Raw genomic sequence first — 22,979 nt, forward strand, 5'->3', positions numbered from 1 at the left:
CGTCTTGTCTCCGGTCTGTTTTGGAATGAAAGGCCTGGCTGGCGCTACATGCGCGCCACGCCGAACTGCATGCGCCGCGGCTGGTGCGAGGCCGCCTCGGCGCAGGTGTCCAGGCAGAAGGCGAGCACGGCGCGCGTGTCGCGCGGGTCGATCACGCCGTCGTCGAGCACCAGGCCGCTGGTGTGGAAGGCGTCGGCCTGGCTCTCGAACACGTTCACGATCTGGTCGAACTGGGCCTGCATCTGTGCGGGGTCGGGCGCGATGCCTTTGCGCGCCATGCCGGCCTCGACCACGATCTGCATGGTGCGCGCGGCCTGCTCGCCGCCCATCACCGCCGTCTTCGCCTGCGGCCAGCTGAACAGGAATCGCGGCGCATAACCGCGCCCGCACATGCCGTAGTTGCCGGCGCCGAAAGACGCCCCGCACTGGATGGTGATCTGCGGCACCGTGGCGTTGGTCACCGCCTGGATCATCTTGCTGCCGTGCTTGATCATCCCGCCCTGCTCACTGTCCTTGCCGACCATGTAGCCGGTGGTGTTCTGCAGGTAGACGATGGGGTGACCGAGCTGGCACATCCACTGGATGAAGTGCGTGGCCTTGTTCGCACCGGCCACGTCGATCGGGCCGTTGTTGCTGACGATGCCGACCGCGTGGCCAGCGATGCGCGCCTGCACGCACAGCGTGGCCGCACCGTACAAGGCCTTGAACTCAAGCAGCTCGGAGCCATCCACGATGCGGGCGATGACCTCTCGCATGTCCACCGGCTCGCGGTGGTGCGCCGGCATCAGACCCAGCAGATCATCCGGCGGAAACGCCAGCCCCTCGAAAAGGGGGTCAGAGTCCATTTTTCGCATTTTTCGCGCGAACGTGCTGCGGATGTGCCCCAGCAGGTCGCGCGCCAACCCCAGCGCCTCCCGATCATCCTCCGCCAGATACTCTCCCAGCCCCGACACACCGGTGTGCATCTCCGCGCCGCCCAGCTCTTCTTCCGTCGCCACCTCGCCCGTGGCGGCCAGCAGCAGCGGCGGCCCGGCCAGGAACGCGCGCGAGCGGCCGCGCACCATGATCACGATGTCGGACAAGCCCGGCATGTAGGCGCCGCCGGCCGTGCCCGAGCCATGCTGCACCGTGATCACCGGGATGCCCGCGGCCGAGAGGCGCGCCAGGTTGCGGAACAACCCGCCCCCGAGCACGAAGCCTTCGACCTGGTATTTCATGAGGTTGGCGCCCGCGCTTTCCACGAGGTGGATGAAGGGCAGGCGATTCTCCAGCGCGATCTCCTGCACGCGCAGGATCTTCTCCAGCCCGCGCGCCTGGATCGCGCCGGCGTCGATGCCCGAGTCGCTGGCCACCACCATGCAGCGCACGCCGGCCACGAAGCCCATGCCCGCGACCATGCCGCCGCCGGGCACCGACTTCTCCGCGTCCTTCGTGTCCTGCAGGTAGCCGGCCAGCGAGCACAGCGGCACATAGGGTGCGCCCGGGTCCAGCAGCAGGGCGATGCGTTCGCGCGGCAGCAACTGGCTGCGCTTGTCGAACACGGGTTTTGATTTCGCCGAGGTGGTCGCGGCGCGGTCTTCGAGCGCGCGCAGTTGCGCGATGCGCGCGAGCATGGCCTCGCGGCGCTGCAGGGCTTGCGGGCTCTGGGGGTTGAAGCTCGATTCAAACATCCTGAAAGACCTTCGGCGTCACATAGCGGTGAAAGCCGTCGAACGGTTTCACCGCGTCGCGGCCCTGCACGTCCGCAGGCGCCGCCACCTGGCCCCAGCCCATGCGCACCTGCGGGCGTGCGCCGTCCACCCGCAGCACGCTGCCACTGATGAAGCTGGCCGCCGGGCTGAGCAGGAAGACGATGGCGGCCGAGGTTTCGGCCTCGTTGCCAAAGCGCCCGGCGGGTACTGTCTCGCGCATCTCGCGCAGCATGGGGCCGGCCTCTTCGGGGTAGTGGTCCATGCCGCTGGAGGCGATGTAGCCCGGCGCCACCGCGTTCACCCGCACGCCGCTCTTGGCCCATTCCAGCGCCGCCGTCTCGGTGAAGTTCACCATGCCCGCGCGCGCCGCGCCGCTGTGGCCCATGCCGGGCATGGAGCCCCACATGTCGGCCACGATGTTGACCACTGAGCCCCCCTTGTCCTGCATGCTCTGCACGTAGCACTCGCGCGCCATCAGGAAGCCGCCGGTGAGGTTGGTGTCGATCACCGCCTGCCAGCCCTTGGCGCTGATGTTCTCCAGCGGCGTGATGTACTGGCCGCCCGCGTTGTTCACCAGGCCGTCGATGCGGCCGTGCGCGCCGACGATGGCCGTGACCACGGTGCGCACCGTGTCTTCCTGCCGGATGTCGCAGGCGTGGAAGCTGGCGCGCCCGCCGTCGGCCACGATCTCGCCGGCCACGTCCTGCAGCTTGGACAGGTTGCGCCCGATCAGCACCACGTGGGCGCCCAGGCTGGCGAGTTCGTGCGCGGTGCAGCGGCCGATGCCCGAGCCGCCGCCAGTGACAACCACCACGCGGCCCTGCAGCAGGCCGGGCGCGAAGACCGATCGATAGTGAGAAGTGCTCATGCCGGTTCCTTGAGAAAGAGTTGCAGCGCCGAGTCGGTGAGTTCGTCCAGCGTGGCGCGCGCGCGCGCTCGGGCGCTGCGCCCCGAGGGCGGCGTGTACCACTGGGCCGACCAGTTCAGCGCACCGAAGATCATCAGACGGGCGAGCGCCGGTTCCGCACCCAGCTGCTGCTGTGCGTGCAGCGCTTCGAGTTCGGGCACCCATTCGGCCTCGTAGCGGTCCTTCAGGCGGTTGACCTCGGTGCGCTGCACCGCGGACAGCGCGCGCCATTCGTACAGCATCACGGGGATGAAGTCGCTGTCGGGGCCGAGCAGCACGTCGAAGTGGTTGCGCACCAGCACCCGCAGGCGCTCGCGCGCGCCGGCACCGGCCGGCAGCTGCGCCAGCGCCGCCTGCTGCCGCCGCAGCGCGCCCTGCATGCCCTCAAGCATCACGGCGCCCAGCAGCGCCTCCTTGCTCTCGAAGTGGTAGAAGGGCGAGCCCGCGCGCATGCCCACGGCCGCGGCGATGTCGCGCGTGGTGGTGGCGGCAAAGCCCTGCTGGCGGAACAGCCGCGCAGCCCCGGCCACCAGCTCGCGCCGGCGGTTGCCGTCGTCGCGCTCATCGGCGGTCTTGCGCGGGCGCCCGCGCGCGCGTCGCGGCGTCTCGGTGGCGGCGGCGGGAAGTTCGGTGTCGGCCAGGCTCATGCTGGGCACGATAGCAGCCACCTCGAATTTCAGCAAGCACGTGCTTTGTAAAAATATTCCTGGCTTGTCACCCGTCAGACAGCGGGCCCGTCGGGCGTCAGCTCACGGCCGGGAAGACGGCTGCCTCCTGGCCAGAGCCGGCGCGCGCACAGCTTCGGCCTCGTCCAGGATGCCTTCCAGAATCCGCGGGATCTCGAACAGCGCGCGGTTGTCGATGCGGCGCACGCGCGCGCGGTGCCCATCGAGGTCGGCCAGCAGCTGCGCCACCGCGCGGTCGATGCCGCGAAAGCTGCGCAGCACGATGCCCACGCCGTTGTCGCGCACCCACTGGGCGTTGTAGCGCTCCTGGGGCATCGTCCAGGCGTTGTCCACCACGATCACCGGCAGGCCTTGCTGCACCGCCTCGCTGAGGCTGCCCGGGCCGGGCTTGCCGATGAAGAAGTCGGCCAGATGCATGTAGCGCGGCACGTCCGTGCTGAAGCCCAGCACCAGGCGCGGGGCGCCCGCGGGCAGCGCATTCAGGCGCGCGGCCAGGGCCTTGTTGTGGCCGCAGACCAGGATGAGTTGTGTGCTGGCGGTCAGGCGCTCGGCAATGCCCAGCATGGCCCTGGAGCCGTGGCCGCCGAACATGACGATGCCGGTCGGCCGCGTGGGGTCGAGCCCGAGCCGGCGCAGCTCCTGCGCGCGGTCGAACAGCATGGGCAGGTAGAACGCGGGCCCGATGACCATGCCGGAGGTGGCGTGCACGCGCTCGCGCGCGTGGCCCAGCGCCCGCGCCTGCGCCACCGCGCGCGGCGTGCCACAGACGAGATGCTGTGCCTGGCCGCGCTCGATCCAGAAATGCGGCGGCACGTCGGCGAGGTCGGTGAGCACGGTGACGTAGGGCACGCCGGGCAGCGATGCGGCCAGGCTCTGGAACATGGCGCGGTTGAAGTTGGGCACCAGCGAGACGACGAGGTCGGGCTCGGTGCGCAGCCAGTGCTGCTGCAGCTGGCGCAACAGCATCGGGTGCGCCAGGCGGATGAGGCCTTGCAGCAGCTTGAGCTCCTGCGCCATGCCCAGCGTCCAGCCGCGCGCCAGGCGCCGGTTGTACCAGTCCTCCGGCGCGCTGCCCGTCATCTTCCTGAACTTGTCCTGCGGGTCCAGCACCTCGAACAGGTTGACCAGGCGCACATTCCAGGGCCGCGCCTGCTCACGCAGCACGGCCTGCAGCGCCAGCGCCGAGGCGCGGTGGCCGCCGCCGGCATTGAAATAGATCAGGTCGACCGTCTTCATGGACCGATTGGAGCGGCCATTTGTGTCAGGCGCGTGGCGAGTGAAAGGGGGCCCGCGCGCAAAAGCGCTTGCGCCCCGCGCAATATGCAAATACATTTGCGTTCACGATTCACACGCAAATTTCAAGTGCATCGTCCTGGTGCATCCGGCGAACCAGCCTGGTGCATGCCCGATCCCCTCTTCTCGAAAGGTCTGTCATGAAAACGCTTCCCGGTCGGTTTCTTGCAGCGGCGCTCACGGCCGCATCCCTGCTGTGCGGCGCCGCGCAGGCGCAGACGCTGGTGGTCGCCACCGACACCGCCTTCGTGCCCTTCGAGTTCAAGCAGGGCGACAAGTACGTGGGCTTCGACATCGACCTCTGGGACGCAGTGGCCAAGGAACTGGGCCTGGCCTACAAGCTGCAGCCCATGGACTTCAACGGCATCCTGCCGGCGCTGCAGACGAAGAACGTGGACGTGGCGCTGGCCGGCATCACCATCAAGGACGAACGCAAGAAGGTGATCGACTTCTCCGACGGCTACTACGACAGTGGCTTCATGCTGATGGTGCCGGCCAGCAGCACGGTCACGGGCGACAAGGACCTCAAGGGCAAGAGCCTGGCGGTGAAGACCGGCACCTCGGCCGCCGACTACGCCAAGGCCAACTTCAAGGACACGGACCTGCGCCTGTTCCCGAACATCGACAACGCCTACCTCGAACTCGCCACCGGGCGCGTGGACGCCGCCATGCACGACACGCCCAACGTGCTCTATTTCGCCAACACCGCCGGCAAGGGCAAGGTCAAGGTGGTGGGCACGCAGATGATGGCGCACGAGTACGGCATCGGTTTTCCCAAGGGCAGCCCGCTGGTGCCCAAGGTGAATGGCGCGCTGAAGAAGATCAAGGCCGACGGCCGCTACAACGCCATCTACAAGAAGTGGTTCGGCACCGAGCCGCCGAAGAAGTGAACGCCGCGCGCACAACACAGGGTTGAGCCATGGACTTTGAATGGTCGGTCATCATCGACGCCATACCGGCGTTGATGAAAGGCGCGCAACTCACGGTATTCATCACCGTGGTCGGGCTGCTCGGTGGCACGGCGGTCGGGCTGTTGTTCGGGCTGATGCGGGCGTACGGCAACCGGCTGCTGGACCTGATCGCCTTCGCCTACATCGAGCTCGTGCGCGGCACGCCCATCGTGGTGCAGGTGATGTTCATCTACTTCGCGCTGCCGGTGATTGCCAACGTGCGGGTCGATCCGATGACGGCGGCGGTCACCTCCATCGTCGTCAACTCGGGCGCCTACATCGCCGAGATCGTGCGCGGAGCCTTTCTCTCGGTGCCGCGCGGCCTGCGCGAGGCCGGCCTGGCGCTGGGCCTGCCCACCTGGCGCGTGCTGGCCTTCGTGATCGGGCCGGTCGCGTTCCGGCGCATGACGCCGCCGCTGGGCAACCAGTTCATCGTGAGCCTGAAGGACACCTCGCTGTTCATCGTCATCGGCGTGGGCGAACTCACGCGCCAGGGCCAGGAGATCATGGCGGCGAATTTCCGCGCCGTGGAAATCTGGTCGGCCGTGGCCATCATCTACCTGTGCCTCATCGGCACGCTGACCTTCGCGCTGCGAACGGTCGAGAAAAGGATGCGCATCCTGTGAGCACGAACATGGTGGAGTTCAGGCAGGTCAGCAAGCGCTTCGGCAAGACCGTGGTGCTCGACCAGGTCGACCTGCGCATCGCCGCAGGCGAGGTGGTGGTGCTGATAGGCCCCTCGGGCTCGGGCAAGTCGACGCTGCTGCGTTGCATCAACGCGCTGGAGACCATCGACGGCGGCGACCTCACCGTGGGTGGCCTGAGCGTGCGCGGTGGCAAATCGATGGTGCGCGAGATCCGCCAGGAGGCGGGCATGGTGTTCCAGCAGTTCAACCTGTTTCCGCAGATGACGGCGCTGGAGAACGTGGCCTTCGGGCCGCGCCAGGTGCGCGGCGTGGCACGCGCGCAGGCACTGGAGCAGGCCGCGGAGCTGCTCGCCAAGGTCGGTCTGGCCGAGCGCAGGGACCACTACCCGGGCGAGCTCTCGGGCGGACAGCAGCAGCGCGTGGCAATCGCGCGCGCATTGGCGGTGCGCCCCCGGCTGATGCTGTTCGACGAGCCCACCTCGGCGCTGGACCCGGAGCTGCGCCAGGAGGTGCTGCGCGTGATGCAGGCGCTGGCCGAGGAAGGCATGACCATGATCGTGGTCACGCACGAGATCGCCTTCGCGCGCCAGGTCGGCACGCGGCTGATCTTCATGGAGCACGGCCACATCGCGGTGGACGGCCCGCCCGTGGAACTCATCCAGAACCCGAGCAACCCGCGCCTGCGCGAATTTCTCCAGCACGTCGAATGACAGGCCGCCCCGCATGCTGACCTACCTGAAAGCAAAAGGAAGCCCGTTCGAGGCCGGCGCGGCCATGGGACGCTTCGGCGCACAGGCCGTGCGCGAGGTGCTGATGCCGGGCGCGGCCTGGGCCACGGTGATGGCCTGGCGCGGCAGCCCCGCGCTGACCCACATGGCCACGCTGGTGCAGCACCGCCACCCGGCGGTGTGGCTGGAACTCGAAGGCCTGGCGGCCGGGCTCGAGCTGCCGCTGGACGATGTGTTTGCCTGGAACTGCCGTGGCGACGTCTGGGCCATGGCGCCCGACGGCTGCACCACCGTGCTGCTGCCCGGCCCGGGCTTCCCGGTCTTCGCCCACAACGAGGACGGCGACCCGGGCCTGGTGGGGCGTTGTGCCGTGGCCGAGGTGGCCATCGACGGGCAGCCGCGCTTCGCCTCGCTGCTCTACCCCGGTTCGCTGCCCGGCCACACCGTGGCCGTGACCGACGCGGGCCTGGCGATCACGGTCAACAACCTGCGCACCCTGCACGCCCCGGCCGGGGTGCCGCGCATGGTGCTGGCGCGCGCGCTGCTGGAAAAGCCCTCGGTGGCGCAGGCGGTGGCCCTGCTCAAGACCTCGCCGCGCGCCGGGGGCTTTCACCTCACGCTCGCGCAGGCCGGCCTGCGCGAGCTCACCAGCGTCGAGTTCAACGGCGCGCTGTGCTCGGCGCTCGTGGTGCGTCAGCCGGCCCTGCACGCCAACCACATGATCCACCCCGCCATGGCGCACCAGCCGCAGATCGTCACCGGCTCGTCGGGCCACCGCCAGCTGCATGGCGACGCCCTGCTGGCGCAGGCCATTCGGCAGGCAGGTGGTGCCGTGGAGCCGCTGCCCATCCTGTTCGACCAGGGCCACGACCGGTTCCCGATCTTCCGTGACGACGCGGCCGACAGCGACCAGGAGAACACCCTGGCCACGGCGTGCATCCAGGTTGGCGCCCAGGACATCACATGGCAGGTACATACTCTGCGTTCGCAGACGCCCGACCACCGCATGCGCAACGGAGGGGCCTCGTAACCGGAAGACGAAAGACCCCCCATGCCGAAAGCCCGCACGCCCGCCGTCCCCCGCACCGTCGACCAGCTGCGCGAGCTGGTGGTGGACATCGGGCGCGGCGGCGCCGGCGTTTCCCTGGGTGGCAAGGCCCACGCGGTGCTGGCCAGGCTGGTCGAGCGGCCGACCGAGGCCGCCTTCCGCTCCATCACCGAACTGTCCGAGGCCTTCGGCGTGAACCCCTCGACACTCACCCGCCTGGCGACGCGGCTGGGCTACGAAGGTTTCGCCGACTTCCAGAGCGTGTTCCGCGACAACGTCAGCCAGTCCTCGCGGCACTTCTACACGCAGCAGGCGCACCGCCTGATGGACCCGGCCGAGCCCCACGACCCGGCGACGGAAATGGGTGTGGTGGTCAGGCTGGCGCAGGAGTCGATCAACAACGTCGAAGGCTTTCTGGCCCAGCTGGTGCCCGCCGACCTGGCCGGCGCGTCGCGCCTGCTGGCCCACGCGCGGCGGGTGCGCGTGCACGGCCTGCGCCAGATCCACTCGCTGGCCAGTTTCCTGACCTACGGGCTGGGCATGCTGCGCGCCGACGTCTCGCTGCTCGACGGCCCCGGGCTCGGCGTGGCCGAAGGCCTGGCCCAGCTCGAACCGGGCGACGTGCTCGTGGTCTCCAGCGTGGCGCCCTACACCCGCAGCGTGGCCGAGGTGGCGCACGCCGCCGCGCAGGCCGGCATCGAGGTGATCGCGCTCACCGACACGCGCGCCTCGCCCCTGGTGGCGCCGGCGCGCCACGCCTTCTTCATCCCGCACGACAGCAGTTTCATCAGCAACAGCATGGGCGCCTACCTGGTGTTCTGCGAATGCCTGCTCAACCTGGTGGCGCGCGAACTGGGCGACGAGGCCCTGCAGGCGCTGGAGCGGCGTGAGGGTTTCATCAGCCAGCTCGGCATCGAAGTGGGCTGAGCCCCGTCAGGCCGCTCTCAGACGGCCTGCGGCGCGCCGCCCTCGCCGCCATCGAGCCGGAACACCGCCACCGCCGCGGCCAGCTGGCGGGCCTGCTCCTGCAGGCTCTCGGCGGCGGCCGATGTCTGCTCCACCAGCGCCGCGTTCTGCTGGGTCATCTGGTCGAGCTGGCCGACGGCCACGTTGATCTGCGCCACGCCGTCGGCCTGCTCGCCGCTGGCCGTGGTGATCTCGTCGACGATGCCGCTGACGCGCCGCGCGTTCTCCACCACCTCGATCATGGTGCCACCGGCCTCCTGCGCCTGCCGCGTGCCGCCCGCGATCTGCGCGCCGGACTGTTCGATCAGCAGCTTGATTTCCTTGGCGGCCTGCGCGCTGCGTTGCGCCAGGTTGCGCACCTCGGAGGCCACCACGGCAAAGCCGCGGCCCTGTTCACCGGCGCGCGCCGCTTCCACGGACGCATTGAGCGCGAGGATGTTGGTCTGGAAGGCGATGCCGTCGATCACGCCGATGATCTCGCCAATGCGGATGCTGCCGCGCTGGATGTCGCTCATCGAGCGCACCACCTGTTCGACCGTCTCGCCGCTGCGGCGGGCCACCTCGGCCGAGCGGCTGGCGAGCTGGTTGGCCTCGCGCGCCGAGGCGCTGGAATGCTGCACGGTGGCCGTCATTTCCTCCATGCTGGCGGCCGTCTCCTGCAGGCTGCTGGCGGCCTGCTCGGTGCGCACCGACAGGTCCTGCGAGCCCTTGGCCACCTCCTCGCTGGCGGTAGCGATCTGGTCGGAGGCCTGGCGCACGGCGCCCAGCACCTCGCGCAGCCGCAGCGCCATGCCATCGAGCGCGCGCAGCACGCGTTGGGGTTCGCTGTTGCCCGGTGCATCGGCCCGATGGGTCAGGTCTCCGGCGGCCATGCGTTCCACCACCCGCAGCGCGGTCTGGCTGCTGGCCACGAGGCCGCGCGCAATCACCACGCCCACCCACACCAGCAGCACGAGCGCACCGGCACTGGTCACGCTGGTCCATAGCAGGGCCTGGGCCGTGCTGGCCATCAACCCATCGTGGTCCTGCTGCGAGCTGTCGGCCACATGCCTCATCAGCGCATCCACGTCGGCCTGCAGGCGCTTGAGCATGGGAATGCACTTTTCGTTGAGCATCGACGCTGCTTCGTAGAGCTTCCCACTGGCTGCGTCGCCCGCGATCTTGACGGCGATCAAACCGTACTCGCTTTCGGTCGCCACCACGGCGTCGACCAGCTGGCGCTCGGCTGGGTCGTCATCGGCGGTCAGTGCCTGCAGCGTGCGCAGGGCCTCCTGCGTGGCCCGGTGTGCCTGCTGCACGCGATTGTGATGATGGTCCACGGCGTCGGGCGACGTGGACAGCGTGAGGTCGCGCGCGGACAGGGCGCGCTCGTTGACCGCCGCCATGAGGGCGAGCACCGCCGTCTGGCGCGGCAAATTGTGATCGTGGGCATGGCCGGCGAAAGCAGCGCTGCGGGCCAGGCCCAGAGCACCAGCGGCGGCCACGCAGGCCAGGAAAAAGACAGAAAGCGCCAGCAGGACAGTGAGCTGCGCGCGGATGGATTGCCGAGAAAGGTGAAACATGGGGGCCTCGCGAATGAAGGGGATCGTGTGTCCCACCTCATCGGCGGCCCAGGGGCGGTGCCCGATGCTTCAAATGCAGTATTTCGCGCTATCCACCCACCCTTGAGGTCCCGCGATGTGCGTTATTTGGCGTCAGGCTTGCGGCGCGGCGGCGCTGTCGAGGCGGAACACCGCCACCGCCGCGGCCAACTGGCGCGCCTGTTCCTTGAGGCTGTCGGCGGCGGCCGAGGTCTGCTCCACCAGCGCGGCGTTCTGCTGCGTCATGTGGTCCAGCTGGGTCACCGCGGTGTTGATCTGGCCCACGCCGTCGGACTGCTCGGTGCTGGCGAGCATGATCTCGCCCACGATGCTGCTCACGCGCCGCGCGTTGTCCACCACCTCGGCGATGGTGCCGCCGGCCTCCTGCACCAGGCGCGTGCCACCGGCCACCTGGTTGTTCGAGTCCTCGATCAGTTGCTTGATCTCCTTGGCCGCCTGCGCGCTGCGCTGCGCCAGGTTGCGCACCTCGCCGGCCACGACTGCGAAGCCGCGGCCCTGTTCGCCCGCGCGCGCGGCTTCCACCGCCGCGTTGAGCGCCAGGATGTTGGTCTGGAAGGCAATGCCGTCGATCACGCCGATGATCTCGCCGATGCGGCCGGACGATTTGTTGATGTCGTCCATGGTCTTGACCACCTGACCCACCACGTCGCCACCGCGGCGCGCCACCTCGGCGGAGGTGCCGGCCAGCTGGTTGGCCTCGCGCGCCGAGTTGCTCGACTGCTGCACCGTGGCGGTCATTTCCTCCATGCTGGCCGCCGTCTCCTGCAGGCTGCTCGCGGCCTGTTCGGTGCGGGCGGACAGGTCCAGCGAGCCCTTGGCCACCTCGTTGCTGGCGGTGGCGATCTGGTCCGACGCCTGGCGCACCGTGCCCAGCACCTCGCGCAGTTGCGCGGCCATGCCATCGAGCGCGCGCAGCACGCGCTGCGGTTCGCTCTCACCGGTGGCCTGCAGCCGCAGCGACATGTCGCCGGCGGCCATTTTTTCGACGGCGCGCAAAGCCTCCTGGCTGCTGGCCACCAGGCCGCGCGTGATGGCGTAGCCCAGGCCCACCAGGGCCACCAGCGCGCCCAGGCCGAGCGCGGCCACCCAGACCATGGTGTTCTGCGTGCCCGCCAGCAGGGCGTGATGGTCTCCTTGTGCCTTGTCGGCCTCGAACTTCAGCAGGGTGGCCACGGCGCCATCCAGGCGCTCCAGCAAGGGACGGCACTTCTCGATGATCAGTGCCGCGGCCTGCGTCAGGTCGCCACTGGCCGCCACGCCGGTGATGTGCAGCGCCACCGGGCCATAAGCCGCTTCGGCCGCCACCACCTCGTCCACCAGCCGTTTCTCGTCGGGCGCGGCATTCGCGGTGATCTGCTGCAGTTCGGCGAGCGCCGCCTGCGTGGCCGCGTGCGCCTTCTTCACCCGTTCCAGCTCGACCCCGCGCACCTCGGCGTTCGCCGCCAGCGTGAGGTTGCGCGCGGCCACCGCGCGGGCATTGACCGCCTGGATCAGCTCATTGGCCACGCGCTGGCGCGGCACGTTGACGTCGTTGCTCTGGCGCGCGATGTCGGCGCTGTGCATCAGCCCCCAGGCGCCGATGCCGGCCAGGCCGACCAGGAACAGCACCGCCACGGCCAGCAGGACCGAGAGCTGCGCGCGAATGGGACGTTGGGACAGTTGAAACATGGGACCCCCTCACCAGGAAAGAATTTGTGCTGACAGTTCTTCGACCACCTGTGGGGAAAACTTGATTGCAAAAAAGGGGGGAAACACCCCCCGGCGGACGGGAAAACCCGATCAGGGGCCGCGGCCACGGACGGGCGGTCGGCCCGCAGCGGACAGGCGGCGCCCGAAGCTGGCATTCAACTTGCATGTCTTCTTGTATCCAAGATGGAATGCTTGAACATGGTGCAAGACACAACCCTGAACCCACCGGCCTCTCCCACCCGCGCCGCGCCGTCCGTTGCGCTGGCGCCCCAGGCCTGGTTGCACCGGCCCGCGCAGGTGATCGACGGGGCGTCTGCGGGCCCGCTCGCGGGCCTGCGCTTCGCGGTGAAGGACAACATCGACGTGGCCGGCTGGCCCACCACGGCGGCCTGCCCGGCGTTCACCCACACGGCCGGCGCGCACGCCAGCGTGGTGCAGACCCTGCTCGACGCTGGTGCATCGTTGCAGGGCAAGACCAACCTCGACCAGTTCGCCTGCGGCCTCAACGGCACGCGCTCGCCCTACGGCGCGGTGCCCAATGCCATCAACCCCCTGTATGTGTCCGGCGGCTCCAGTTCGGGCTCGGCCTATGTGGTGGCCTCCGGCCAGGTGGACTTTGCGCTCGGCACCGACACCGCCGGCTCGGGCCGCGTGCCCGCCGGGCTGAACAACATCGTGGGCCTCAAGCCCTCGCGCGGGCTGATCAGCGCGCGCGGCGTGCTGCCCGCGGCCCAGGCGGTGGACTGCGTCTCGATCTTCGCCACCACGGTGGCCACGGCCGCGCGCGTGCTGGCCGCGGCCATCGCGCACGACCCGGCCGACCCGTACTCGCGCTCACTGAAGATGGCCGACACCCCCTTCGGCGCGCGCTTTCGCTTCGGCGTGCCGGCGCAACCGGTGTTCTTCGGCGACGAAGCCGCCCGTGCCGCCTTCGGTGACGCGCTGCTGCAGTTGCAGGCCCTGGGCGGCGAGGCCGTGCCGCTGGACTTCACGCCGTTCGAGACCTGCGCCGAGATGCTCTACGGCAGCGCGCTGGTGGCGCAGCGCTACGCCGCCATCCGCGACTTCTTCGACACGCACGAGGCCGACGTGATGGAGCCGGTGCGCGGCATCATCGCCGCCGGCAAGGACTACAGCGCGGCCGATCTGGTGGACGCGCAGACGCAACTGGCCGCACTCGCGCAACAGGCGCAGGCGCTGTGGCAGGGCATCGACCTGCTGGTGGTGCCCACCGCGCCCACGCACCACACCATCGAGCGCATGCAGGCGGACCCGGTGGCACTCAACCGCCAGCTCGGCGCGTACACCAACTTCGTCAACCTGCTCGACTACGCCGCGCTCTCGGTGCCCGCGAGCCTGCGCGCCGACGGCCTGCCCTTCGGCATCACGCTCATCGGGCGCTGCGGCTCGGACTGGCAGCTCGCCGAACTGGGCCAGCGCTTCCACCACGCCAGCGGCCTGCCACAGGGCGCCACCGGGGTGCCCCTGCCAGCCATGCAAGCCATTCCGGGCCTGTCGACGGCCACCACCCAGGTGCGCGTGGCCGTGGTGGGCGCCCACCTTTCGGGCATGCCGCTCAACGGCCAGCTCACCGAGCGCGGCGCCACCCTGCTCACGCGCACCCACACCGCGCCGGCCTACCGCCTGTATGCCCTGCCCGGCACCGTGCCGCCCAAGCCCGGCCTGCTGCGCGTGGCGCCGGGCGAGGGCCACGCCATCGAAATCGAGATCTGGGACATGCCGCTGGCGCACTACGGCAGCTTTGTCGCGCTGGTGCCGGCGCCACTGTCCATCGGCACGCTGCAACTGGCCGACGGCGGCAGCGTGCAGGGCTTTCTGTGCGAGCCGCTGGCGCTGCAAGGCGCCACCGACATCAGCCACCTGGGAGGCTGGCGCGCCTACATCGCGTCCACCCGCGCGGCCCCGGTGGCCACGCCCTGAACACCCCCTCGCCTGTCCACCCTTTCTTTCCCTTTTTCAAACCCTGCAGGAGCCTGCCATGAAATCCCTCCCCTCCCACACCCCGTCCGCCCCCGTCTCGGCCCGCCGCCGCAGCGTGCTGCAACTCGGCGTGGCCGGTGCCGCCATGGGCGTGCTGGGCGCGCCCGCCGTGCTGCGTGCGCAGGCCGGGCCGAAGATCCGCGTCGGCTACTGGCCCATCGCCGCTGGCCTGCCCTTTTATTCGGCGGTGGAACTCGGTTACTTCAAGGAGGCCGGCCTGGACGTGGAGCCGCTCAAGTTCGCCGGTGCGCAGCAGGTGATGGAGGCCGTGCTCTCGGGCCGCGCCGACGCCACCGCCAACGGCACCGGTTCGGCCAACATCGCCATCGGCGAGCTGGCCCAGCCCGGCACCTTCAAGATCTTCTGCTCCAACCCGAGCAACGTGAAGAACGTGCTGGACGAGGTCATCGTGCCCGTGGCCAGCCCGGCCAAGGTCATGGCCGACCTCAAGGGCAAGCGCGTGGCCAGCGGCCCCGGCATCCAGAACGTGACCCTGGCCAAGACCGTGCTCGAGCGCGGCGGCGCCACGGGGGCCACGGTGGTGGAACTGCCGATCGGCCAGCACGTGGCCGCGCTGGCCGCCGGCCAGGTCGACGGCGCGTACACGCTGGAGCCCACGGGCACCATCGGCCGCATGAACGGCACCACCCGCGTGCTGGAGCCGGGCGTGATCGCGAAGTACGTGCTGGGTGATCCGATGGCGCCCTGGTTCGGTGGTTCGGCCGCGCTGTCCTCGGAGTTCATCAAGAAGAACCTCGAGGCCGCGAAGAAGTTCGTCGCCGCCTACGGCAAGGGCGTGAACTACGTGCGCACCAAGGCGGTGGAGGCGCGCCAGTACCTCAAGGGCTACACCCCGATCGAAGGCGCGCTCACCGGCGAGGTGCCGCTGGCCGCGTACACCATGTACAGCGAATTCACGCCGGCCGACGTGGCGCACTTCCAGAAGTTCTTCGACCTGTTCAGCGAGAAGGGCATCTTCAGCTCGCGCCTGATGGTCGATTCCATGCTCTACAAGGGCTGACGGCATGACCACCACCGCACCCGCAGAAAGCGGCAAGCCCTGGTCGCCACCGGCCAGTGCCGACGCCACGAGCGCACCGCGCAAGAGCGACTGGAGCAAGGCCCTGCCCTTCGTGGGCCCGGTGGTGCTCTTCATCGTCTGGGACCTGGCGGTGCGACTGGGCTTCATCAAGGCCATCCTGCTGCCGCCGCCCGTGGACGCGATCGGCGCACTGCTCGGCGGCCTGGCCGGGGGCCCGCTGCTGGGCGACTTCGCCGTGACCGTCTGGCGCACCGTGCAGGCCTTCCTGATCGCGGCCGTGGTCGGCATGCCGCTGGGCGTGCTGCTGGGCAGCAACGAAAAGGCCTACCGCAGCGTGGAGTTCCTGATCGACTTCTTCCGCTCCACGCCTTCGTCGGCGCTGATTCCGCTGTTCCTGATGATCTTCGGCGTCTCCGACATCAACAAGGTGGCCATCGCCGCTTTTGGTGCCCTGCTGATCGTGGTGTTCAACAGCGCCTACGGCGTGATCAATGCGCGCAAGCAGCGCGTGATGGCGGCCAAGGTGATGGGCGCGACGCGCTGGCAGGTGTTCAAGGACGTGCTGGTCTGGGAGAGCCTGCAGCCCAGCTTCGTCGGCCTGCGCTCGGCCGTGTCCATGGCGCTGGTAATCGTGATCGTGGCCGAGATGTTCATCGGCGCCGACAGCGGCCTGGGCAACCGGATCATCAACTCGCAGCAGGTGATGAACGTGAAGGACATGTACGCGTCCATCCTGGCCGCGGGCGCGCTGGGGTATGCGCTGAACATCCTCTTTCTGTTGATCGAAAGAAAGATCGTGCACTGGAGTGGAAGATGAACGCTGTACTGAATGCCCCCGTGTACGACGCCGATGTGCCGGCGCCCGAATTCAAGCCCGGCCCGGCCGGCACGCACATCACCATCCGTGGCCTCACCAAGTACTTCGCGGGCTGGCCGCTGTACGAGAACTTCGACCTCGACATCCCCAAGCACAGAATAGTCTCGGTGTTCGGGCCCAACGGCTGCGGCAAGAGCACGCTGATCAACATGATCGCGGGCCTGGTGCCGATCGACAGCGGCGAGATCCTGTTCGATGGCAAGAGCCTGAAGGACACCAAGATCGGCTACGTGTTCCAGAACTACCGCGAAGCGATGTTCCCGTGGATGCGCACCATCGACAACATCGCCTACCCGCTCAAGCTCGAAGGCAGGAGCAAGGCCGAGGTGGACCGCCGCATGGCCGAGCTGGTGGCCTCGTTCGACGTCAAGTTCGACCTGAACCGCTACCCCTACGAGCTCTCGGGCGGGCAGCAGCAGACCGCGTCCATCATGCGCGCGCTCGCGCCCAACCCCGAGGTGCTGTTCCTCGACGAGCCGTTCTCGGCGCTGGACTTCGAGATGACGCTGTTCATCCGCGAGAAGCTGCAGGAGGTCTTCATGCAGACCGGCACCACCATGATGCTGGTCTCGCACGACCTGGAAGAGGCCGTGTACCTGGCCGACCAGGTGCTGCTGCTGACCAAGCGGCCGACCAGGGTGGCCGAGATCCTGCCCTACGACGACCCGCGCCCGCGCACCACGGCCACGCTGTCCGAGGCCAGCTTCATCGCGGCCAAGAAGCGCAGCCTGGAGATCTTCCAGCGCGAGGTGCGACGGTGACCGAGGTGCAGACCCTGGTCTACGTGCAGGCCGCCGCCGTGGCCATGGACCTGCATCTGGACACCGCTCAGGCCGCGCGCGTGGCCGCGCACCTGCAGCGCACCGCCGCCATGGCCGCGCTGCTCGACGCGGTGCCGCTGGCCGACGAGGTCGAGCCCGCCGAGATCTATTGCCCGGCGCCGTTCACGGCCCATGCCTGACATGGCCCTACCCTCATCGCTCAGCCAGATCGCGCAGGCGGTGGCCCACGGCCAGCGCAGCGCCAGCGAGGTGCTGGAGGCCTGCATCGCGCGCATCGAAGCGACCGAGCCGCGCATCAACGCCTTCACCGGCACGCGCTTCGAGGCCGCACGCGCCCAGGCCGCGCGGGTGGACGCGCAACGCGCGCGCGGCGAAGCGCTGGGGCCGCTGGCCGGCGTGCCGTTCGCGGTGAAGAACCTGTTCGACATCGCGGGCGAGGTGACGCTGGCCGGCAGCAAGGTGAACCGCACGAACCCGCCCGCGCACGCCGACGCGGTGCTGGTGCAGCGCCTGCAGGCCGCGGGCGCGGTGCTGGTGGGCTCGCTCAACATGGACGAGTACGCCTACGGTTTCACCACCGAGAACAGCCACTACGGTCCCACCCACAACCCGCACAAGCCCGGCCACGTGGCGGGTGGTTCGTCGGGCGGATCGGGCGCGGCGGTGGCCGCCGGCCAGGTGCCGCTCACGCTGGGCTCGGACACCAACGGCTCCATCCGCGTGCCGTCCTCGTTCTGCGGCGTGTGGGGCCTCAAGCCCACTTTCGGTCGGCTCTCAAGGCGCGGCAGCTACCCCTTCGTGGCCAGCATCGACCACCTGGGTCCGTTCGCCGACGACTTGCCCGGACTGGCCCTGGCCTACGACGCGCTGCAGGGCCCCGACCCACTGGACCCGGGCTGCTTCGCCACCGCGGTCCAGCCCGTCACGCGCGCACTGGGCCTGGGCGTGCAAGGCCTGCGCGTGGGCATTCTGGGCGGCTACTTCGTGGAACACGCCGGCACCGCCGCGCGCAACGCCGTGGCCTCGGCCGCGGCCGCGCTGGGTGCGAGCGCCACGGTGGCGTGGCCCGACGCGGCGCAGGCGCGCGCGGCGGCCTTCATCACCAGCGCCAGCGAAGGCGGCGCCCTGCACCTGCAACGCCTGCGCACGCAGGCGGCCGACTTCGAGCCACTGTCGGTGGACCGCTTCATATCGGGTGCGTTGCAGCCCGCCGCCTGGTATGTGCGCGCGCAGCGTTTCCGCCGCGTCTACCGCGACAAGGTCAACGCCCTGTTCCGCGAATGGGACGTGCTGATCGCGCCAGCCACGCCGGTGCCCGCGCCCGCCATCGGCACCGAGTGGATCGAGATCAACGGCCAGCGCTTTCCCTGCCGCCCCTCGATCGGCCTGCTCACGCAACCCATTTCGTTCGCGGGCTGCCCGGTGGTGGCCGCGCCGCTGTGGCCGTCCGAAGCCGACGGTCTGCCCGTCGGGGTGCAACTCATTGCCGCGCCCTGGCGCGAAGACCTGGCGCTGCGCGCCGGCTGGTCGCTGGCGCAGGCCGGCGTGGCGCACACGAAGGAGACGAATTTGTGATGGAAGTCAATTTGCCCGACGCACTGGCCGAGGTGACAGGCGCGTTCGAGCGTTACGAGAGCGCGCTCACCACCAACGACGTGGCCGTGCTCGACGAGCTGTTCTGGAACAGCCCGCACACCCTGCGCTATGGCGCCACGGAAAACCTTTACGGCTACGACGCGATCCGCGCCTTTCGCGCCGCGCGGCCATCTGCCGGCCTCGCCCGCACCCTGGGCAAGACCGTGATCACCACCTACGGGCGCGACTTCGCGACCGCCAACACCGAATTCCACCGCGCCGGCAGCGAGCGCGTGGGCCGCCAGAGCCAGACCTGGATGCGAACGCCCGAGGGCTGGCGCGTGGTGGCCGCTCACGTGAGCTTGATGGCTTGAGCAGGCCATGACCCACCCGCAGGTGTCCGCAGCCTTGAGCTTCGCCGGGCCCCGGTGCTGCTAGAGTTTCCCCGTGCCCACCACCTCCATCCCCCGCCGCGCTGCCAGCGATCCCCTGGCGCCGGCCCACCGTTCGCGCGCGAACGAGGTCTACGAACAGCTCAAGCGCGACATCGCGGACTTTCGCCTGGTGCCGGGCGACCGCTTCTCCGAGCACGAGATCTGCAGCCGGCTGGAGGTGTCGCGCACGCCGGTGCGCCAGGCGCTGTTCCGCCTGCAGCAGGAAGGGCTGGTGGAGGTGATGTTCCGCAGCGGCTGGCGCGTGTTGCCGTTCGACTTCGACAAGTTCGACCAGTTGTACGACCTGCGCATGGTGCTGGAGACCACCGCCGTGCAGCGCCTGTGCCAGCAGGAGGTGGGCCAGTCGGAGCCGCTGCTGGAGGACTTGAAGGAGCGCTGGCTGGTGCCCGTGGCCGAGCGCAGCAGCGACGCCACCCAGGTGGCCGCGTGGGACGAAGCCTTTCACGAAACCCTGGTGCGCGCCGCGGGCAATGCCGAACTGGCGCGCGTGCATCACGAGGTGACCGAGCGCATTCGCATCATCCGCCGGCTCGACTTCCTCAAGCAGATGCGCATCGACGCCACCTACGACGAACACGCCAAGATCCTGCGCGCCATCATCGCGCGCAAGGCCGACCGCGCCGACCTGCTGCTGCGCGCGCACATCCAGGCCAGCCAGGTCGAGGTGCGCAAGATCACACTGCACCAGGTCTTTCTGGCGCAGCAGGTCGCGCCCGCGGGCTGAGCGCCCCCACGGGCCGGGCTTTGCCAAAGGCCCGTGCGTTGCTAGGATCGCGCTCATCTTTTTTTGAACCCGACCCGAAGGAGCCCAGCCGCATGGAACCGCAGCCCACCGCCCAACGCCTGTCTCTTTTCTCCAGTCAGCGCCCGATGTGGCAGCGCGTGCTCCTGTGGGTGGTGATCGCGCTGCTGGTGATCAACATCGTGTTCCCGCTGCTGTTCATGTTTGGCAACGGCATCAAGCGCGTGACGGGCGGCATTCTGGGCAGTGGCTTCACCGGCTTCGTCGTCGCGCTGGCGGCGTTCTTCGCGTTCGCGGCGCCCCGCGGCGGCCTGAACCTGCTGCGCACCGCCACCCACAAGACCACCGCCGACTTCACCCGCCGCGACGACCCGGCGCGTGGCGGCTACATCTACGAGGTGACCCCGGCCCGCGCCTCCTGGCTGGCGGTTCTGGTGCCCCTGCCGCTGTGCGCCTTCGTCGCCATGTGGGGCGTGTACACCGTCTGGATGCTGTACTTCGGCATGGCGCTGTACTTCCTCGTCGTCGGCATCTTCGTGCTGCCCGGCGCGAAGGAACGCAAGCCGGTGACGATTGCCGTGTCACCGCAAGGCATTCAAAGCGACGATGTGAATGTGCCGCTGAACCAGATCGCCGAGCTGGACGTGGAGCTGGGTGGCGTGAAAGTGAGCGAAGACCCGCTCATGCCCGGGCGCAATGGCGTCTCCACCTCGGCCATGGTCGGCCGCGGCCTCGGCCGGCGCCAGGCCGCGCGCAGCTTCGCCCTGACCCTGCGCGGCGACGGCGAGAGCCACGCCAGCGTGATCGCGGGCGGGCTGACCCAGCCCTGCGCCGACAACCTGCATCGGGACATTCTGAAAGCAGTGGCGGGGTTTGGCGGTTCCACAGGAGCCGCGGGCGCGGCAGGTGCGGCAGGCGCGGCATGAGCACAGGCGCAGAGGCGGCAAGCGGCATGAAGGCCACGCCAACGCCCGCACCCGCACCGCGCGCTCATCCAGGGCGTGGTCTGCGGCGTGCGCGTGGAAAACATCGACGACCCACTGATGCGACAGATTCGCCGGCTGGACAAGCTGGTGGATGAACTGGCCAGGGGCAAGGCGATGGAGAAGATTCTGCGGTGAGGGTTGGGCGGATGCGGCGGCTGGTTGAATGCGCGTAGTTGCGCTTCGGGACTTTGCTGCAACTGGGGCGGCGGTTGTGCAGCGGCTACGGACGATGGGGATGCATTTGTGTTGCGTGGTCCGGCCACGGTGCGGTCATTCAGGCCCTGGCGAACAGAGAGCTTGAGAGTCAGCTCTTCGGGCTGCTGAAGACGTTGCAGGCCAGTGAGTGGCGCGGACAGTTGGGCGGCTGGCGAAAGACTCAGTCCCCACGCTGATTCTTGTCTGGGAATTTGCGCATCCACAGGATGCCCACTCTCTGCAAAGCAACGCGGGCGATCCTCACAAGCCTGACAGCGCCCTGACCTTTCTTTCCCAGGCCGGACGGGAACGGCGGGCAATCGATCGGGCCTTCCCCTCGATGTCTCCCGGCGCGGCGAAGCCGCCGAAGATGAACGCGACCAGCTCTTCAATTCGCACGTCCAGCCACGTGAGGGGCGAACCAGGCAGTCCGCTCAGGCTTGCATCGACTTGGGGGTTCGCCGCAAGTTCACCCAGGGTCGCCAATCCGACTTCACCTCAGTGCAGTGTGCGGCTTCACACGTCCGATGTCTTCATACACGTGCTTGGTCTCGAGGAATTCCAGCATCGCTTCGGCCCCGTGCAGGCGGCCGTAGCCGCTGGCGCCGAAGCCGCCGGTTTCCGCCTCGGGCAGCAGCTTGTTGTGGGTGTTGATCCACACCGTCCCGCTGCGCAAGGCACGCGCAACCCGGCGCGCACGCGCGCCGTCATGCGTCCACACGCTAGCCGACAGCCCATACCGTGTAGCGTTGGCCCGGGCGACGGCCTCGCTCTCTTCACGAAAGCTTTCGAGGTTGAGTACCGGGCCGAAGAATTCCTCCTGCACGAAGGGCGACGCGAGCGCGCCGACCTGGATCAGGCTGGGGCGGATGAAGGCTCCGCGCGCCAGACGGCCGTCCAGAACCTCGCCCCGCACGATCACTTCCCCATGCTGGTGCGCTTGGTCGATCAGGCGCGCGATGCGGTCGCGATTGGCGATGTCGATCTGCGGCCCCATCTGGCTTCCGACCTCGGTGGCCGGTCCCACCGCGATGCTGCGGAACTGCGCCGCGAGCGCTTCACGCAGGGGTTCGATCAGGCTTTCGTGCGCCAGCACCCGGTCGAGCGCGGTGCACTGCTGGCCCGCGGCGATCGTAGCGGCGCCCGCCAGCTGCGCGGCTATGGTCTTCGGGTCCGCATCGGCAAACACGATGGCGGGCGCCTTGCCGCCGAGTTCCAGGTTGAGGCGCTTGAGCGTCGGCGCGGCACTGGCCATGATGCGCTGGCCAACCCGCACGCTGCCAGTAAAGCTGATCACGTCGACGTCGCTGGACACCACCAGTGACTCGCTCGGCTCGCTGCCGGTGCAACTGTAGAAGTTGACCACGCCCGCCGGGAGGTCAGGCACCTCGGTCAGGCAGCGCAGCAATTCGGTCTGGAACAGCGCCGACTGCGGCGCCATCTTGATCACACTCGTGCATCCGGCAGCCATCGCCGGCGCCAGCGAGCGCACCAGCAGGATCGCTGCAGCATTCCAGGGCACGATGATTCCGGCCACGCCGGCCGCTTCGCGGCTGAGCACGGACAGGGCGCCCGGCTCGACCTCGGTGGTGCGGCCGAAGATGGTGCGTGCCAGTCCCGCATAGAAGCGGATCTCCGACACGGTGCCGGCCAGCTCGGCTTGCGCCGGCTTCAAGAGCTTGCCGGTTTCCTGGGCCAGGAGCAGCGCAAGTTCATCGGCGCGGCGCTCAACGCGGTTGGCGAACTCCAGCATGACGGCTGCACGCAGGCGCGGCGCATGGGCCCAGTCGCTGTGCTCGAAGGCGCGGCGGGCGGCACCGATGGCGGCCTCGGCGGTACCGATGTCGGCGTCGGCGAACTGGCCGAGCACCATACCGGTGGAGGGGTCGACGCTGTCGGCGACGGCCCGGCTGGCGACCGGCGCCCATTGGCCGCCGATCCAGGGTTGCGCGATGGGGGTCATACTTGTTCTATCTCTCTCTGATGAGGCCGCAATGCGGCAACTGCGATTCAGGCCAGTACCGGCGGCTGTCAATGCATGACCGAGCCGCCGTCCACCACCAGCGTCTCGCCCGTCATGAAGGCGCAGGCGTCGGAGGCGAGGAACAGCAGCGGCTC

The 22,979-nt window shown here is 69.1% G+C and carries 22 protein-coding genes and 1 pseudogene; 15 read left to right on the forward strand and 8 right to left on the reverse strand.

Annotation, left to right across the window (positions count from 1 at the left end; genetic code table 11):
- Positions 1-44: 44 nt before the first annotated feature.
- From AB7P10_RS03725 to AB7P10_RS03740, 4 genes are all read right to left on the reverse strand, one after another.
- On the reverse strand, positions 45-1,670 hold the full coding sequence (locus tag AB7P10_RS03725) for an acyl-CoA carboxylase subunit beta (RefSeq protein WP_428292493.1): 1,626 nt from the start codon (positions 1,668-1,670) through the stop codon (positions 45-47).
- Entirely contained in the window at positions 1,663-2,559 is an 897-nt protein-coding gene (locus AB7P10_RS03730) for an SDR family oxidoreductase (RefSeq protein ID WP_428292494.1), read from the reverse strand. The genes AB7P10_RS03725 and AB7P10_RS03730 overlap by 8 nt, the downstream gene beginning before the upstream one ends.
- Entirely contained in the window at positions 2,556-3,245 is a 690-nt protein-coding gene (locus AB7P10_RS03735) for a TetR/AcrR family transcriptional regulator (protein WP_428292524.1), read from the reverse strand. Before AB7P10_RS03735 ends, AB7P10_RS03730 begins: the two co-directional genes overlap by 4 nt.
- Before the next feature lie 102 nt (positions 3,246-3,347).
- Positions 3,348-4,520, reverse strand: coding sequence for a glycosyltransferase (locus tag AB7P10_RS03740; protein WP_428292495.1), 1,173 nt, complete (start codon positions 4,518-4,520; stop codon positions 3,348-3,350).
- Positions 4,521-4,717: 197 nt separating this feature from the next.
- Here AB7P10_RS03740 and glnH point away from each other — a divergent pair, with 197 nt between their 5' ends.
- The 5 genes from glnH to AB7P10_RS03765 are packed head-to-tail and all read left to right on the forward strand — an operon-like array spanning position 4,718 to position 8,877.
- The gene (gene glnH, locus AB7P10_RS03745) at positions 4,718-5,467 is read left to right on the forward strand and encodes a glutamine ABC transporter substrate-binding protein GlnH (RefSeq protein WP_428292496.1); all 750 of its coding nucleotides are present in this window, start codon (positions 4,718-4,720) and stop codon (positions 5,465-5,467) included.
- Between the two features lie 29 nt (positions 5,468-5,496).
- A complete protein-coding gene (gene glnP, locus AB7P10_RS03750; protein ID WP_428292497.1) occupies positions 5,497-6,153 on the forward strand; it encodes a glutamine ABC transporter permease GlnP in 657 nt (218 codons plus the stop codon).
- 8 nt (positions 6,154-6,161) lie between these two features.
- Positions 6,162-6,884 (forward strand): glutamine ABC transporter ATP-binding protein GlnQ, encoded by a 723-nt coding sequence (gene glnQ, locus AB7P10_RS03755; protein ID WP_428292525.1) that lies wholly within the window; start codon positions 6,162-6,164, stop codon positions 6,882-6,884.
- 13 nt (positions 6,885-6,897) lie between these two features.
- Positions 6,898-7,932: a C45 family autoproteolytic acyltransferase/hydolase gene (locus AB7P10_RS03760; protein WP_428292498.1), complete on the forward strand. Its 1,035-nt coding sequence runs from the start codon at positions 6,898-6,900 to the stop codon at positions 7,930-7,932.
- A 21-nt stretch (positions 7,933-7,953) separates the two neighbouring features.
- Positions 7,954-8,877 (forward strand): MurR/RpiR family transcriptional regulator, encoded by a 924-nt coding sequence (locus AB7P10_RS03765; RefSeq protein ID WP_428292499.1) that lies wholly within the window; start codon positions 7,954-7,956, stop codon positions 8,875-8,877.
- A 17-nt stretch (positions 8,878-8,894) separates the two neighbouring features.
- On the opposite strand, the gene AB7P10_RS03770 is transcribed toward AB7P10_RS03765, so the two are convergent.
- Together AB7P10_RS03770 and AB7P10_RS03775 are read right to left on the reverse strand one after the other, a co-directional pair.
- The gene (locus tag AB7P10_RS03770) at positions 8,895-10,478 is read right to left on the reverse strand and encodes a methyl-accepting chemotaxis protein (protein WP_428292500.1); all 1,584 of its coding nucleotides are present in this window, start codon (positions 10,476-10,478) and stop codon (positions 8,895-8,897) included.
- 132 nt (positions 10,479-10,610) lie between these two features.
- Positions 10,611-12,185, reverse strand: coding sequence for a methyl-accepting chemotaxis protein (locus AB7P10_RS03775; RefSeq protein ID WP_428292501.1), 1,575 nt, complete (start codon positions 12,183-12,185; stop codon positions 10,611-10,613).
- A 219-nt stretch (positions 12,186-12,404) separates the two neighbouring features.
- Here AB7P10_RS03775 and atzF point away from each other — a divergent pair, with 219 nt between their 5' ends.
- The 10 genes and pseudogenes from atzF to AB7P10_RS03825 all read left to right on the forward strand — a co-directional run.
- The gene (gene atzF, locus AB7P10_RS03780; RefSeq protein ID WP_428292502.1) at positions 12,405-14,147 is read left to right on the forward strand and encodes an allophanate hydrolase; all 1,743 of its coding nucleotides are present in this window, start codon (positions 12,405-12,407) and stop codon (positions 14,145-14,147) included.
- Between the two features lie 58 nt (positions 14,148-14,205).
- A complete protein-coding gene (locus tag AB7P10_RS03785) occupies positions 14,206-15,228 on the forward strand; it encodes an ABC transporter substrate-binding protein (RefSeq protein ID WP_428292503.1) in 1,023 nt (340 codons plus the stop codon).
- A 4-nt stretch (positions 15,229-15,232) separates the two neighbouring features.
- Positions 15,233-16,066 carry an ABC transporter permease gene (locus AB7P10_RS03790; protein WP_428292504.1) on the forward strand — a complete coding sequence of 278 codons (834 nt, stop codon included), beginning with the start codon at positions 15,233-15,235 and terminating at the stop codon, positions 16,064-16,066.
- Positions 16,063-16,887, forward strand: coding sequence for an ABC transporter ATP-binding protein (locus AB7P10_RS03795; protein WP_428292505.1), 825 nt, complete (start codon positions 16,063-16,065; stop codon positions 16,885-16,887). Before AB7P10_RS03790 ends, AB7P10_RS03795 begins: the two co-directional genes overlap by 4 nt.
- Positions 16,884-17,087: a DUF4089 domain-containing protein gene (locus tag AB7P10_RS03800; RefSeq protein WP_428292506.1), complete on the forward strand. Its 204-nt coding sequence runs from the start codon at positions 16,884-16,886 to the stop codon at positions 17,085-17,087. Before AB7P10_RS03795 ends, AB7P10_RS03800 begins: the two co-directional genes overlap by 4 nt.
- A 1-nt stretch (position 17,088) precedes the next feature.
- Positions 17,089-18,483 (forward strand): AtzE family amidohydrolase, encoded by a 1,395-nt coding sequence (locus AB7P10_RS03805; RefSeq protein WP_428292507.1) that lies wholly within the window; start codon positions 17,089-17,091, stop codon positions 18,481-18,483.
- Positions 18,483-18,857 (forward strand): oxalurate catabolism protein HpxZ, encoded by a 375-nt coding sequence (gene hpxZ, locus AB7P10_RS03810; protein WP_428292508.1) that lies wholly within the window; start codon positions 18,483-18,485, stop codon positions 18,855-18,857. Before AB7P10_RS03805 ends, hpxZ begins: the two co-directional genes overlap by 1 nt.
- Before the next feature lie 73 nt (positions 18,858-18,930).
- Positions 18,931-19,662, forward strand: coding sequence for a GntR family transcriptional regulator (locus AB7P10_RS03815; RefSeq protein WP_428292509.1), 732 nt, complete (start codon positions 18,931-18,933; stop codon positions 19,660-19,662).
- 92 nt (positions 19,663-19,754) lie between these two features.
- On the forward strand, positions 19,755-20,606 hold the full coding sequence (locus tag AB7P10_RS03820) for a hypothetical protein (protein WP_428292510.1): 852 nt from the start codon (positions 19,755-19,757) through the stop codon (positions 20,604-20,606).
- Between the two features lie 57 nt (positions 20,607-20,663).
- A pseudogene (locus tag AB7P10_RS03825) lies at positions 20,664-20,801 on the forward strand (DUF2200 family protein); the annotation flags it as partial.
- A 321-nt stretch (positions 20,802-21,122) separates the two neighbouring features.
- On the opposite strand, the gene AB7P10_RS03830 reads toward AB7P10_RS03825, so the two are convergent.
- Together AB7P10_RS03830 and AB7P10_RS03835 are read right to left on the reverse strand one after the other, a co-directional pair.
- Positions 21,123-21,347: a hypothetical protein gene (locus AB7P10_RS03830; protein ID WP_428292511.1), complete on the reverse strand. Its 225-nt coding sequence runs from the start codon at positions 21,345-21,347 to the stop codon at positions 21,123-21,125.
- 7 nt (positions 21,348-21,354) lie between these two features.
- The gene (locus AB7P10_RS03835; protein ID WP_428292512.1) at positions 21,355-22,824 is read right to left on the reverse strand and encodes an aldehyde dehydrogenase family protein; all 1,470 of its coding nucleotides are present in this window, start codon (positions 22,822-22,824) and stop codon (positions 21,355-21,357) included.
- Positions 22,825-22,979 lie beyond the last annotated feature (155 nt).

This window comes from Hydrogenophaga sp., from assembly GCF_050182545.1.
Lineage (GTDB): Bacteria > Pseudomonadota > Gammaproteobacteria > Burkholderiales > Burkholderiaceae_C > Hydrogenophaga.

Bases quoted from the DNA above. Each gene is read 5' to 3' on its own strand.
- AB7P10_RS03725 (WP_428292493.1), bottom strand. From the start codon at position 1,670: ATGTTTGAATCGAGCTTCAACCCCCAGAGCCCGCAAGCCCTGCAGCGC.
- AB7P10_RS03730 (WP_428292494.1), bottom strand. From the start codon at position 2,559: ATGAGCACTTCTCACTATCGATCGGTCTTCGCGCCCGGCCTGCTGCAG.
- AB7P10_RS03735 (WP_428292524.1), bottom strand. From the start codon at position 3,245: ATGAGCCTGGCCGACACCGAACTTCCCGCCGCCGCCACCGAGACGCCG.
- AB7P10_RS03740 (WP_428292495.1), bottom strand. From the start codon at position 4,520: ATGAAGACGGTCGACCTGATCTATTTCAATGCCGGCGGCGGCCACCGC.
- glnH (WP_428292496.1), top strand. From the start codon at position 4,718: ATGAAAACGCTTCCCGGTCGGTTTCTTGCAGCGGCGCTCACGGCCGCA.
- glnP (WP_428292497.1), top strand. From the start codon at position 5,497: ATGGACTTTGAATGGTCGGTCATCATCGACGCCATACCGGCGTTGATG.
- glnQ (WP_428292525.1), top strand. From the start codon at position 6,162: ATGGTGGAGTTCAGGCAGGTCAGCAAGCGCTTCGGCAAGACCGTGGTG.
- AB7P10_RS03760 (WP_428292498.1), top strand. From the start codon at position 6,898: ATGCTGACCTACCTGAAAGCAAAAGGAAGCCCGTTCGAGGCCGGCGCG.
- AB7P10_RS03765 (WP_428292499.1), top strand. From the start codon at position 7,954: ATGCCGAAAGCCCGCACGCCCGCCGTCCCCCGCACCGTCGACCAGCTG.
- AB7P10_RS03770 (WP_428292500.1), bottom strand. From the start codon at position 10,478: ATGTTTCACCTTTCTCGGCAATCCATCCGCGCGCAGCTCACTGTCCTG.
- AB7P10_RS03775 (WP_428292501.1), bottom strand. From the start codon at position 12,185: ATGTTTCAACTGTCCCAACGTCCCATTCGCGCGCAGCTCTCGGTCCTG.
- atzF (WP_428292502.1), top strand. From the start codon at position 12,405: ATGGTGCAAGACACAACCCTGAACCCACCGGCCTCTCCCACCCGCGCC.
- AB7P10_RS03785 (WP_428292503.1), top strand. From the start codon at position 14,206: ATGAAATCCCTCCCCTCCCACACCCCGTCCGCCCCCGTCTCGGCCCGC.
- AB7P10_RS03790 (WP_428292504.1), top strand. From the start codon at position 15,233: ATGACCACCACCGCACCCGCAGAAAGCGGCAAGCCCTGGTCGCCACCG.
- AB7P10_RS03795 (WP_428292505.1), top strand. From the start codon at position 16,063: ATGAACGCTGTACTGAATGCCCCCGTGTACGACGCCGATGTGCCGGCG.
- AB7P10_RS03805 (WP_428292507.1), top strand. From the start codon at position 17,089: ATGGCCCTACCCTCATCGCTCAGCCAGATCGCGCAGGCGGTGGCCCAC.
- hpxZ (WP_428292508.1), top strand. From the start codon at position 18,483: ATGGAAGTCAATTTGCCCGACGCACTGGCCGAGGTGACAGGCGCGTTC.
- AB7P10_RS03820 (WP_428292510.1), top strand. From the start codon at position 19,755: ATGGAACCGCAGCCCACCGCCCAACGCCTGTCTCTTTTCTCCAGTCAG.
- AB7P10_RS03835 (WP_428292512.1), bottom strand. From the start codon at position 22,824: ATGACCCCCATCGCGCAACCCTGGATCGGCGGCCAATGGGCGCCGGTC.